Consider the following 12,737-nt stretch of genomic DNA (forward strand, 5'->3'; position numbering starts at 1 on the left):
GCGGCACCGCACCGCTATCGCGAACTTCGAACTCACACTCTTGCGAGCGCTGACGATGGACGACTTTTGCCGCGCGAATTTGCCCCCTGCCGAGGATTGGCCGACGTTCGTCTTCGAATTGCCGGGGCTGCAGTTTCCGCCGTTTCTCAATTGCGCTGCCGCGCTGCTGGATACCGCCGTCGACGAGCGCGGCTGGGGCGATCGCGTGGCGATCACGACCGGGTCGGGCATCACGTGGTCGTATCGCGAATTGCGCGATGCCGCCAACCGGATCGCCAATCTGCTCGTCCATGACGGGGGCCTCGTGGCCGGCAATCGGGTGCTGCTGCACGGCGCGAATCACCCGATGCTGGCCGCCGCGTGGTTCGGCGTGGTCAAGGCCGGCGGCGTCGCCGTCGCAACGATGCCGAAGCTGCGTGCGGGAGAACTGTCGACCATCATCGGGCGGGCCCGGGTCACGCACGTCATCTGCGAAGCCGGGCTGTCCGCAGAACTCGACGCGGCGATGGCAAGCCTGCAGTGGCGCGGCGACGTTCGACGCTACGACACGGACGACACGCATCCGCACGCGCGCTGGCTCGACGGCCATTCGGCGGCATTCGCGGCCGCCGAAACACGCGCGGACGATCCCTGCCTGATCGCGTTCACGTCGGGAACGACCGGGGAACCGAAGGCAACCGTCCATTTTCATCGCGACGTGATGGCGGCCTGCCACTGCTTTCCGCAGCACGTGCTCCGGCCCACGGCCGACGACGTCTTCTGCGGATCGCCGCCGCTCGCGTTCACGTTCGGCCTCGGCGCGCTGCTGCTGTTTCCAGTCAGCGTCGGCGCGAGCGTCGTGCTGTTGCCGAAAGCGGGCCCGGAACAGCTGCTGGCCGCCGTCGAGCGGCATCGGGTCAGCATCCTGTTTACGGCGCCGGCGGCCTATCGGGCCATGCTCGACCATCTCGACCAGCGTGACCCGTGCGACATCTCGTCCCTGCGCAAATGCGTGTCGGCGGGCGAGGCGCTGCCGCCATGGACGCGCGATGCGTGGCAGATCCGCACCGGCCTGCACCTGATCGACGGCATCGGGTCGACCGAGATGCTGCACATCTTCGCGTCGACGGGCGACACCGGCACGAAGGACGGCGCGATCGGCAAGGCGGTGCCCGGTTACCGCGTTGCCGTCGTGGACGAACACGGCCAGTGCCTGCCGCCCTACGAGATCGGCTACCTGGCCGTGCAGGGGCCGACCGGATGCCGCTACCTGAACGACACGCGGCAACGCGACTACGTCAAGCACGGCTGGAACCTGACGGGCGACAGCGCCTACCTGGACGAGGACGGCTATCTGTTCTACCAGGCACGCGCGGACGACATGATCATCACCTCCGGCTACACGGTGTCGCCCGGCGAAGTGGAGCAGGCGCTGCTGCGCCATCCGGATATCGCCGAATGCGGCGTCGTCGGGCAAGTCGACGAACGGGGCGGCACGCTCATCTGCGCGCACGTGGTGCTGCGCCCGGGCGTCGACGGCTCGGACGCGTTGACGACGCAGCTTCAGCAGCACGTGAAAAGCGTGATTGCGCCATACAAGTGCCCGCATCGCGTGGCCTATCACCCCGCCGGTTTGCCGCGCAACGAATCGGGCAAATTGCGGCGCGCCGTGCTCCGGCAGGCGGGTCATGGCGCGGCGCGTTCCCTGAATCAAGCAGTCCAAAGCGAAGAAATCCTATGAAAATTCTCGGCGCCGCGGCGGCCGTTCCGGCCCCCGCGACCACCGCGCAATCCTGCGCGAACGACTACGCGATCAAGGCGGCCAGGCAGGCGCTGCAACAAGCCGGTTGCCTGCCGTCGGAACTGGATCTGATCGTCAGCCTGTCGATCTCCCCCAGCCGGATGGCGGACGCCCCGTCGATCGCAGGCCCGCGCCTGGCGCACCCCGTGCAGCGCGACCTGCGTGCGCGACATGCGGCCGTGTTCGACCTGCTCGATGCGGACTGGACGCTCGCACTCGATCTCGCGCAAAGCCATTGCCGGCAGCTCGGCTATCGGCGCGCCCTCGTCGTTCGCGCGGAAGCGCTCGCGGACGTCGAGCAGGTGGCCGAGAGCGGCTTCGCCGACGGTGCGGGTGCGATCGTGCTGACGCCGTCCGGCCATGACCGCGCTTATGCGAGCCGCTACGCGGATCTCGATTCCCCGCCGCTCGCGACGCTCGACGCGCTCGCGCCCCGGCGCGTGAACGGCAGCCTGTCGCTGGCCCGCTTCGAAAGCCGGTTCGATCGCACCACCGGCCGGTTCGACGCCGAACCGGCCAATGCGAGCGCCGCGGTCAACGCGATGCTCGACGCGGCGCAAAGCCGCATCGACCGGCGTGCCGCCACGCTGTTCTGCGAATCGTGGCTGGGCGGATGGCCGTCGATCGCCACCGGCGCGCGGGATGCTTTCCGCGTCGACGTCGTCACCGGCCCGGGGGAGATTCCGAACCCGTTCCAGCTGCCCGCGTGGCTCGCGTCGCGCGTCGCAGATTCGATTTCGTTGCGCGACGATGAACGGACGGTGATCGCCATGACACTGGACCCGTTCCGGCCGCGCATCGCCTGCAGCACGATGGAGGTCTGACGGTGCACAACGTCCGAATCGCAAGTCTCGCCTGCCGCCTGCCGGCCCGCCAGGTACCCAACGACGATCCCGTCTTCGCGGGCGTCGAGCCCATTCCGGCGGAATGGTGGCAATTCTGGGGCATTGAATCGCGCCACATGATCGACCCCGATGCCGGCGAATCCGAGCTGGCGCTGGCCGAGCGCACGGCACGCGACGCCCTCGCGCGTGCCGGCGTGGAACCCGCCGAACTCGACCTGGTGCTGTTCAACATGACGTCGCCGTTCGTGTCGCTCGCCGACGGCCGGCGCCGGTTCGCGCCGCGGCTCTCTCGCGCGCTGCGCGACCGGCTCGGCGCCACGCGCGCGCTCGATGCCGATATCGAGATGGAATGCGCGAGCTTCGTGCTGCAACTGCAGCTCGCCGCCAACCTCATCAAGCAGGGGCGCGTGAAACGGGCGCTGGTGTGCTCGTCCGAGCGCATGTCGGCGGTGGTCGACTACACGAGCAAGTCGTCGACGAACTTCGGCGACGGCGCGGCCGCGGCCGTGCTCGTCGCGGAGCCGGTCGACCCCGACGGCGCCGACTGGCTGGATGCCGCGTATCACAGCGACGCCACCCGCTACGACCTCGTGACGATGCAGTGGCGCAATGCGCAGGCCGCGGCCGACGACGACGCGGAAACCGGCGCCGACAACCCGTTCGGCGTGTATTTCACGCTCAAGCCCGAAGCGCAGGAGGCGATCTCGCGCTTCATGCCGGTGGCCATTCCAGACATCGTCGAGCGGCTGCTGCACCGGAGCGGCACCGGCATCGCCGACATCGATGCGATGGTGTTCCACCAGCCGTCCGCGCTGCTCGTGCGCTCATGGGCGCAGCGGCTCGGGCTCAGGTCCGATCAGTACGTGATTCGCGTGGCCGATTGCGCGTGCCTCGTGTCGGCCGCCGTGCCGTTCGCGCTGGCCGAGTCGATCCGGCAGGGCGTGATCCGGCCGGGATCGAAGGTCGTGATTGCCGGCGCGGGCGCGGGCTGGGGCTTCGGTGCGCAATTGTGGCGCTGGGGCGAAACCGTCGTGTCCGATGCGGGCGGCACGGTCGCCGCCGTGACGGAACAGGAGGGTCAGGCATGAGCGCCCGTCTCGTCATCGCCGGGTTCGGCCATGCGCTGCCCGAGCGGATCGTCGGCAACGACGAAGTCGCCGGCATGATCGACACCAGCGACGCGTTCATTCGCGAACGCACCGGCGTCGTCGCGCGACGTTATCTCCGCCCCGATCAGCATCTGGCGGATCTCGCCTGCCCGGCCGCGGAACGCGCCATGGCCGACGCGGGCGTCACGGCGCACGACGTCGACCTGCTGATCGTCAACACGCTGTCGCCCGATCATCACGATCCGTCGCAGGCGTGCTACATCCAGCCCCGGCTCGGTTTGCGGGAGGTGCCGTGCTTCGATATCCGCGCGCAATGCAGCGGCGGGCTCTACGGGATCGAGATCGCGCGCCACTTCCTCGCGAGCGGCCTGTATCGCAACGTGCTGCTGGTCTGCGCCGAGGCGCTGTCGCGGCGCATCGACACGAGCAACGCCGGGCGCAACCTGTCGATCCTGCTGAGCGACGGCGCCGCCGCGCTGCTGCTGCAGGCGACGGACGAGCCGGCGCGCGGGCTGATCGACCTGACGCTCGGCGCCGACGGCACCCAGTTCGACCTGCTCGCCACCGAGGCGCCCGGCGCGCGGCGCCCGCGCTTCATCGACGCGGACGACATCGCGGCCGGCCGCCACCACTTCCGGATGAAAGGCGCGCCGATGTTCGAAGACGCGACGCGCCGCATCGTCGACGCGTGCCGGCAGATGCTCGACAAGCACCGGCTGACGATCGGCGATATCGGTCTGGTCGTGCCGCACCAGCCGAACCTACGCATCCTCGACGCGGTCATCGAGCGGCTCGGGCTGCCCCGCGAGCGCTGCATGATCTCCGTCGATCAACTGGGCAACATGGCGAGCGCGGCGTTTCCGGTCGCGCTCTCCCTCGCCCGCGAGCAAGGCCGCATGCCGGCCGGCCAGCTCAACCTCCTCGTGACCTACGGCGCGGGCGCGACATGGGCCTGTGCGCTCTATCGGAGCTGAACGACATGCTGAACGCATCCCCCGGGTGGATCGAGCCGCGGCTGGCGCTGATCGGCACCGCCGACGTGCCGCTGTACGTGATCGTCAACGACGAGGCCGCGACGCTGATCGAGGGCGGCCTGAGCGGCATGACGGCGCTCGTATGGCAGCAGCTTCACGACCTGCTGCGGGACTTCGGCGGCATCCGGCATTTGCGCTACTGGCTGATCACCCACTCGCACTATGACCATTGCAGCCTGCTGATGACGCTCAAGTCGCGCATGCCGTGGCTCCATGTGTCCGGTTCGCCCGACGCGTTCGATGCGTTCCAGAGCCCGTCGGCGTGCCGCACCATCCGCCAGCTCGACGAGCACGCGTCACGGTCGTGGGAACCTGCCGCCGGCGCCGATTTCACCGAGTTGTCCGACCTGCCGTTCTACCCGGTCAATCCGGGCGCGCAGCTCGATATCGGCGACGGGATGCAGATCCGCACGATCGCGCTGCCGGGCCACAGCCGCTGCCAGTTCGGCTACTACTGCCCGCAGCTGGATATCGGTTTCGTGTCGGATGCGCTCGGCGAGTTTCAGGACGCCACCCACTGGCTGCCGCTGGTCTTTCAGGACCTGTTTGCGTACCGGCACTCGCTGGACGTCATCGAACAGCTGCATGCACCGCGGCTTGCCCTGGGGCACCACGGCATCCTCACCGGCGAGCTCGCCCGGTCGGCCGCACGGCATGCGCGCGCGTGCCTCGATGCACGCGAGGCCGACGCACGCGCGGTTCGCGGCAACGCCGCCGCCACGCAGGCACTGGCCCACCAGTGGACGGCCCGTTACGCGGCAAGAAGCGAAAAGGTCGTGCCGCGTTTCCTGCATCTCAAAAGCATGACGCACATGATCGACCTGTTCCATCGCGCCGAATAGCCGTATCCGGATGTCCGCCGCGGCAACGCACGGGCGCCGGCCGGTGCGAGGCCCCTGCTCGCTGTTTTCATTCCTCTTCCGACGACATCATGACCACTGCGACCTTGCCGACTACGCTTGGCGAATTGCTTCAGAACCGCGCCGCCACACGCGGCGACCACACCGCCTACGTGTTCCTGAGCGGGCCGCCCGAGCAGGAACGGGCCGAATCGATGACCTTCTCCGAGCTCGACGCGCGCGCCCGCCGGGTCGCCGCGCTGCTGCGGCAGAACGCGGTCGACGTCGGCGACCGGGTGCTGCTGCTGTGCCGGCCGGGGCTCGATTACGTCGGCGCCTTCATGGGGTGCCTGTATGCGGGCGCGATCGCGGTGCCAGCCTACCCGCCGCGCAACAGGCAGCATATGGTGCGGATCGCCGGCATCGTCGAAAACGCGGGCGCCGACACGATCCTCTGTTCGGCCGAGGACCACGCGCGCTGCTCGACCTGGCTCGCCGATACCGACGCGTCCGGCAGCACGCTGCTCGACGTCGGCGGCGCGCAGGCGCTGGCTCCCGTGGATTCGCCCGCCGGCGTGCAGCCGTCCCACATCGCGTTTCTGCAATACACGTCGGGGACGACGGGCACACCGAAAGGCGTGATGGTGAGTCACGCGAACCTGATCCACAACCTGGGGCTGATACGCGAATGGCTTGCGTATGACGAGTCGAGCACGATCGTCAGCTGGCTGCCGCCGTATCACGACATGGGCCTGATCGGCGTGATCCTGACGTCGCTCTACGGCGGCTTCCGCAGCGTGCTGATGGCCCCGGAACGGTTCATCCAGCATCCGTACCTGTGGCTGCGCGCGATCAGCCAGTACCGCGCGGACCTGACGGGCGCGCCCGATTTCGCGTACCGGATGTGCTGCCGGCGGATCTCCGACGAACAACTGGCGACGCTCGACCTGTCGTGCCTGCGGGCCGCGTACAACGGCGCCGAGTCGGTGCGCGCCAGCACCCTGACGGATTTCTCGCAGCGCTTCGCGGCAGCCGGCTTCGCCGCCGACGGATTCCTGCCGTGCTACGGGCTGGCGGAGGGCACGCTGTACGTCGCCGGCCGCACGGAACGGCACCCGGTCCGCACGCTGTGCGTCGACCAGGCCGCGCTCCAACGGCAATCGGTGGTGTTGCGCAACGAGACCCTCGGCGTGTCGCCGCAGCCGCTGGACCGCCCGGGCGAGCGGGTTCTGGTCGGCGTGGGCCGCACCGACGGCGAGCAGCAGGTGATCGTGCGCGACCTGGAGACCAACGCCCGGTGCGACGACCGGACCATCGGCGAAATCTGCGTGGCCGGCCCGAGCGTCGCCGCCGGCTACTGGCGGCTGGACGAGCAGACGCATTCGACCTTCCGTCACACGCTGGCCGGCGATCGCGACCAGGCATTCATGCGCACCGGCGATCTCGGCTTCATTCTGGATGACGAACTGTATGTCACCGGCCGGCTCAAGGACATGGTGATCCTCGCCGGCCGCAACTACTACTCGGAAGACATCGAGTACGCGCTGATCGTCGGCGTGCCGGAACTGGTGCCGAACGGCTGCGCGGCCTTCATGGACGACCAGGCCGACGCGGAACGCCTGATCGTCGTGGCCGAAGTCGAGCGCACGCAGCGCAAGGGCAATCTCGACAGCTTCATCGACGCGATTCGCCAGGCGATCTGGAACCGCCTCGACATCGGGCCGAGCAGGATCGTGCTGGTGTCGCCCGGCAGCGTGCCGAAGACGTCGAGCGGCAAGGTGCGCCGCAGCACCTGCCGCACGCAGCTGCACGACGGCGCGCTGACGATCCTCGCGCAGTGGGACGTCGACGCCGGCACGCAAACGCCGGCTCCCGATCGCGGGCAGCCCGCGCGCCCGGCCGCCGGTGCCGACAAGCCGGCGGCCAACGATCGCGGGCGCGACGCCGCCGCCACCGTCGACGAACTGAACGACTGGCTCAGGCACTACGCCCGCACGCGGATCGATTCGCGAACCATCGACGAGCGACGCACCATTCCGCCGCACGTCGTGCTCGATTTCGGCAACCGGGGCCTGCTCGGCATGCCGGTCGACCGCTCGCATGGCGGGCTCGGGCTCGGCCACCGCGACATGGCGCGCGTGTTTGCGCAACTGGCCGCGATCGATTCGACGCTGGCTTTTTTCGTCGCCCTGAACAATACGCTCGGCATCGTGCCGATCATGCGGCACGCGCAGCCGGCGTTGCGCGACGAACTGCTGCCGAGCCTCGCGAGCGGCCGGATGCTCGCCGCATTCGCGATCACGGAGCCGGCCGCGGGCTCGCATGTCCGCGCGATCGCCTCCCGCGCGCAGCGCACCGCGTCCGGCGACTGGCTGGTCACCGGCACCAAGCGCTGGAGCGGCTCGTCCGCGTGGGCGGGAATCATCAACGTGTTCGCGAAGCAGGCCGACGGCACGGGAATGGTCGGCCTGGCGGTGCGCCCCGGCACGCCGGGCGTGCGGATCGGCGCCGAAGAGCTGACGATGGGCGTGCGCGGCATGATCCAGAATTCGCTGCATCTGGATCGGGCGCGGATCGGCGACGCATGCCGGCTCGGCGACATCGGCCAGGGCATGTCCGTGGCGCAGCACGCGATGAACATTGCGCGCCTCGGTATCGCCGCCGTCAGCGTGGGCGGCATGAAACGCTGTGCGCAGCTGATGCATCGCTACGGGGCGCGGCGCGAGGTCGCCACCGGGCTCCTGCTGGACAATCCGCTGAGCCGCCTGCGCCTGGGCGAGCTGCGCGACCGCATCGACGGGCTCGACGCGCTGGTCGAGCACCTGGCCACCGAGCTGGACCTCGGCGTCACGTTGCCTGAAGACTGCCTGCTGATCGCGAAGATTCTCGGCTCCGAGCTGCTGTCGCAATCCGCCGACGAGCTGATGCAGTTCCTGGGCGGCCGCGGTTACATCGAGACCAACTTCGCGCCGCAGATCTTCCGCGACGCGCGCCTGACCCGCATCTTCGAGGGGCCGACCGAGACGCTGCTGGTTCACCTCGGCAGCCGTCTGCTGAACGGAAGCGACGAGCTTCCGCGCTATCTGGAAAGTGCGCTGGGCGCCGGCGTGCTGGGCACGGAGCTGCGCGAGCTTGGCGCCCAACTGTCGCGGGACGGGCTCGCCAATGCGGCGAAACTCGGCGGCGCCGCGCATGCCGCCGTCTGGGTCAATTACTGGCTCGGCACGGTCGCGCAATGGGGATTGCTGCTCGCGGTAACCGAACGTGCGGCTGCGCAGCAGCGCATCGGTGACGGCGCGCTGCGCTGGGCGCAGCGCCGGTACGAACTCGCGATCGAGGCGGCGCAGCGGCAGGTCGGTCTGCGATCCGCACTGACCACGTCGGCGCAATTGCACGACTGGGCCGCGCGGATTGGGCTCGAAATCGGCGCGATCGAGCAAACGGTCCCGGGTGCAAGCCAGCTCGTCGATCCGCTGCTGGACGCCAATCCCGGCGAGCACCCGGCCACCGGCATGCCCGACACACCCGACACGCCGGCCGGCGAAGACGCCGGTTCGGCACCGGCCCCGATCGCGAGCGAGCCGGCGAGCCTGCTCGATCGCCAGCAGGTTCATGCCGTCGAACAATGGCTCATCGCGTGGCTGGGCGAGCGCCTCAAGCACCGCAAGCTTCGATTGACGCGCGAGTCGACGTTCGCCGAGATCGGCTTCGACTCGATCCTCGCCGTCGAAATGACGATCGTATTCAGCGAGGCGTTCAGCGTGAGCGTCGATCCATCGGCGGTCTGGGACTACCCGTCCATTCGCGCGCTGGCCGCCCATCTCGCGCCCCGTACTCGCGGCGCCGCGCCGGCGGCGGTCGTGGCGCACGCCGATCCGGATGCCCCTTCAACCTTTGCAGCCCAACCTTCGATCCTGTGAGACCGTCCAACATGCACGCCCGATTCGACCTTGGTGATTCCACCACCGCGCTGGCCCGGCAGCTCGAACACTATCTCGACGCCTATCCCGACGAAACGCGCACGTTGCTCGGCCTGCCGGCCGGCGCCGCGATCGGCGTCGAGGTGCTCGACGAGGAACTGCCCGTCAGGCTCGAACAACACACGCATGCGGCTACGCTGCGCATCGGCCGGCACGACGCACAGCGCGTGATGGCCTACACGCGCAGTTGCAACTGGGCCAACGGCATCGTGCTGGTGCCGACGCTGGCGCGCCTGGTGTTTGCCGGTGCGTTCGACGGTCTGCGGGCCGGAGCGCCCCGCGCGATGCGCGCGTTCGCGGCGTCCCGCCAGCCCGACCCGACCCGTAACCTCGGGATTCTGTGGGGCGCCTTCAACCTGCTGAGCCTGGCCGGCTGGCTGACCCTCGATCGCGGCGACGAAGACGCCGAATATGCGCTCACGCCCGCCGGCGAATATGTCGTCGCGTGTGTCGAGCACGCCCGGCCGCTGTTCGAGCAACTGGCGAATGCAACGTCGGTGCTCCAGCATCTGCACGCACTGTGTCATCGAACGCGCGTGGCGGCCGAAGACAGCCTGCTGTATGCGCGGCTCGCGCGGGCCTGCGTGGCGGGCTGGCCGGAGCTTGCGCCCCCGGCCACCGACCTGGAGCGCCAGGTGAACGGACAGCTGCGCACGGCGATGGACGGCCTGCTGCTGGGCCCGACCTGGGTCGCGCTCGACATGCCGGTGTTCGACAGGCAGCCGGATGGCCAGTACGTGCAGTCGGCGCCCGGCATCCTCGGCAAGCTCGACGAGCAGCCCGCCGGGGTCGCGGTGGGCGCCTGGACACAGGCGGACCCTGTCGTCCTGGACGCGGCATGGGCGCTGATGGGCAAGTTCGGCATGGTGGAAATCGACCAGGGAAAGGTGCGGCTCACCGAGTCGGGCCGGATTCACCGTCCGATCGCCGCGCCTTATGCGGGGCTGCCCGCGTCGTATCTGCGTTCGTATGCGCTGCTCGACGAGCTCCTGTTCGGCAACCCCGATCCGCTCGATATCGACAGCGACGGCCACATCGATCGCGTGATGAACGTGTATGCGTCGAGCGGCGCCGGATCGGGGCCGGCGTCGCAGGAAATCACGACGAAGATCCTGCGCGAGCTGTTCGACGACACGCCGCTGGATCGCCAACCCGCCGGCATCGCCGACATGGGCTGCGGCGACGGCAGCGCGGTGAAGCGCCTGGCGGAATACGTCATCACGTCGACGCGGCGCGGCCGGCACCTCGCCGACTATCCGCTGCTCGTGATCGGCGCCGACTACAACGCATCCGCGCGCGGCCGCGCCGCCGCCACGCTATCCGCGCTGAAGGACATCCCCGGCGTGCAGGTACGCGTGATCGCCGCCGACATCTCCCAGCCCGACCGCTACGACGAAGCCGTGGCCGACAGCGGCCTGACCGTCACGCAGCCGGACGGCAGCGTGCGCCCGGCGCGGCTGAGCGACCTGCTGCACACCTTCATGTTCCTGGTCCACAACCGCCGGCTGGGCATCCGGCGCAAGGACGCCGCCGAAGCGATCCTCGAGCGTCATCTCCGCACCGTCGATCGGGCACGCCTGCGCGCGGTGATCGACCAGCACTATGCGGGGGCCCTGACGGTATCGGATCAGGAAGCGTTGCCGATCGGGCTTGAACAGATCAAGCGCGCGTTCAAGGTCGCGTACAGCGACGCGGAAGGGCTCGTTCCCGGTTACGTGGCGGCTGCGGATCTGATCGATTTCCTGACCCGCTGGAAACGCCACGCGAAGCATGGCTTTCTCATCGTGGAAGGACATAGCCCGTGGGCGGAGAACCTGTGCGCGCGGGCGCCGGGCGGCCCGGACACGTGGTTGCGCACCGAGCAGCTTCCGTCGGTGTTCAACTGGGGCATGCATTTCGTGTCGCGCCAGTTCATGGCGCCGTTCAACGAATTCACGCTCGCGCTGACCCTGGCCGGCCTGCGCCCCGACAGCCCGATTTACGGGCGGATTCATCCGGAGGGGTTCCCGGCGCCCGATCTGCTGAGCGACTATCGGTTCTTCAGTATCGCGAACTACGTCGACGATACCGCCGTTGCCGATTGACGGTCCGTTCGGTGCCACGCGGTACGCGGCGACGGCCGCGAATCGCATCAAGAAAACACCCCGGAGGCTGGATCGGTGCCCAGTCTCCGGGGTGCGGGTGCGCGCCGTACTGCTCGCCGGTTTCATGAATGCCCCGGATTCACACAGGGGCCACCACGCAACCGGCGCCCGGCTCGCGCATCAGGCGCTGTAGTCGTACACCCCGCGCCCCGTCTTGCGGCCGAGGCGCCCGGCCGTCACCATCTCGCGCAGCAGCGGGCACGCCCGATACTTCGGGTCGCCGAAGTCCTTCACGAACACGTCCATCACCGCGAGGCACACGTCGAGGCCGACGAGGTCGGCCAGCGCGAGCGGCCCGATCGGGTGGTTCGCGCCGAGCTTCATCCCCGCGTCGATCTCCTCGGCCGACGCGATGCCTTCAGCCAGCACGAAAAACGCCTCGTTGATCATCGGCACGAGAATCCGGTTCACGACGAAGCCCGGCGAGTTACGCACGCCGATCGGCGACTTGTCGAAACGCTCGGTCAGCTCGCGCACCGCCGACGCGGTCGCTTCGCTCGTCTGCAGCCCGCGGATGATCTCGACGAGCGGCATCAGCGGCACCGGGTTGAAGAAGTGCATGCCGACGAAGCGCGCCGGATCGGCGAGCGGCGCAGCGAGCGCAGTAATCGAGATCGACGACGTGTTGGTCGCGACGATCGCGTCGGGCCGTGCGACGGCCTCGATCTGCTTCAGGATGCGACCCTTCAGCTCGACGTTCTCGGTCGCGGCTTCGATCACGATATCGACCGACGCGAGCTGCGCGTAGTCGGTCGACGTCGTGATGCGCGCCAGCGCCGCATCGCGTGCGGCCGCATCGAGCTTGCCCTTCGACACGAGCCGCTCGAGGCTGCCCTTCAGCGTCGCGACGCCCTTCTCGAGCGCGGCGTCGCTGACGTCGATCATCACGACGTTGAGTCCCGCAACGGCGGCGGTCTGCGCAATGCCGTTGCCCATGGTTCCGGCGCCCACGACGCCGACAATTTCGATGGCCATGAAATTTCCTGTGTGTTCGGGTGCTGAGCGG

8 protein-coding genes are annotated in these 12,737 nt (G+C 68.9%); 7 read left to right on the forward strand and 1 reads right to left on the reverse strand.

What is annotated here, in order from left to right; translation table 11 throughout:
- Positions 1-55: 55 nt before the first annotated feature.
- The 7 genes from APZ15_RS37345 (at position 56) to APZ15_RS37375 (ending at position 11,671) form a co-directional block, all read left to right on the forward strand.
- On the forward strand, positions 56-1,720 hold the full coding sequence (locus APZ15_RS37345) for an AMP-binding protein (protein WP_027792384.1): 1,665 nt from the start codon (positions 56-58) through the stop codon (positions 1,718-1,720).
- The gene (locus APZ15_RS37350) at positions 1,717-2,604 is read left to right on the forward strand and encodes a beta-ketoacyl-[acyl-carrier-protein] synthase family protein (protein WP_027792383.1); all 888 of its coding nucleotides are present in this window, start codon (positions 1,717-1,719) and stop codon (positions 2,602-2,604) included. Before APZ15_RS37345 ends, APZ15_RS37350 begins: the two co-directional genes overlap by 4 nt.
- Positions 2,583-3,713 (forward strand): 3-oxoacyl-ACP synthase III family protein, encoded by a 1,131-nt coding sequence (locus APZ15_RS37355; protein ID WP_161801381.1) that lies wholly within the window; start codon positions 2,583-2,585, stop codon positions 3,711-3,713. Before APZ15_RS37350 ends, APZ15_RS37355 begins: the two co-directional genes overlap by 22 nt.
- Positions 3,710-4,708, forward strand: a complete 999-nt coding sequence (locus APZ15_RS37360; protein ID WP_027792381.1) for a ketoacyl-ACP synthase III — start codon at positions 3,710-3,712, stop codon at positions 4,706-4,708. The genes APZ15_RS37355 and APZ15_RS37360 overlap by 4 nt, the downstream gene beginning before the upstream one ends.
- A 5-nt stretch (positions 4,709-4,713) precedes the next feature.
- Positions 4,714-5,610 carry an MBL fold metallo-hydrolase gene (locus APZ15_RS37365; protein WP_027792380.1) on the forward strand — a complete coding sequence of 299 codons (897 nt, stop codon included), beginning with the start codon at positions 4,714-4,716 and terminating at the stop codon, positions 5,608-5,610.
- An 89-nt stretch (positions 5,611-5,699) separates the two neighbouring features.
- On the forward strand, positions 5,700-9,527 hold the full coding sequence (locus tag APZ15_RS37370; RefSeq protein ID WP_027792379.1) for an AMP-binding protein: 3,828 nt from the start codon (positions 5,700-5,702) through the stop codon (positions 9,525-9,527).
- A gap of 11 nt (positions 9,528-9,538) precedes the next feature.
- A complete protein-coding gene (locus APZ15_RS37375; RefSeq protein ID WP_027792378.1) occupies positions 9,539-11,671 on the forward strand; it encodes an AprA-related methyltransferase in 2,133 nt (710 codons plus the stop codon).
- Positions 11,672-11,851: 180 nt separating this feature from the next.
- On the opposite strand, the gene APZ15_RS37380 is transcribed toward APZ15_RS37375, so the two are convergent.
- A complete protein-coding gene (locus APZ15_RS37380; RefSeq protein WP_027792377.1) occupies positions 11,852-12,706 on the reverse strand; it encodes a 3-hydroxybutyryl-CoA dehydrogenase in 855 nt (284 codons plus the stop codon).
- Between the last annotated feature and the right edge of the window lie 31 nt (positions 12,707-12,737).

The organism is Burkholderia cepacia ATCC 25416 (assembly GCF_001411495.1).
Lineage (GTDB): Bacteria > Pseudomonadota > Gammaproteobacteria > Burkholderiales > Burkholderiaceae > Burkholderia > Burkholderia cepacia.

Bases quoted from the DNA above. Each gene is read 5' to 3' on its own strand.
- APZ15_RS37345 (WP_027792384.1), top strand. From the start codon at position 56: ATGGACGACTTTTGCCGCGCGAATTTGCCCCCTGCCGAGGATTGGCCG.
- APZ15_RS37350 (WP_027792383.1), top strand. From the start codon at position 1,717: ATGAAAATTCTCGGCGCCGCGGCGGCCGTTCCGGCCCCCGCGACCACC.
- APZ15_RS37360 (WP_027792381.1), top strand. From the start codon at position 3,710: ATGAGCGCCCGTCTCGTCATCGCCGGGTTCGGCCATGCGCTGCCCGAG.
- APZ15_RS37365 (WP_027792380.1), top strand. From the start codon at position 4,714: ATGCTGAACGCATCCCCCGGGTGGATCGAGCCGCGGCTGGCGCTGATC.
- APZ15_RS37370 (WP_027792379.1), top strand. From the start codon at position 5,700: ATGACCACTGCGACCTTGCCGACTACGCTTGGCGAATTGCTTCAGAAC.
- APZ15_RS37375 (WP_027792378.1), top strand. From the start codon at position 9,539: ATGCACGCCCGATTCGACCTTGGTGATTCCACCACCGCGCTGGCCCGG.
- APZ15_RS37380 (WP_027792377.1), bottom strand. From the start codon at position 12,706: ATGGCCATCGAAATTGTCGGCGTCGTGGGCGCCGGAACCATGGGCAAC.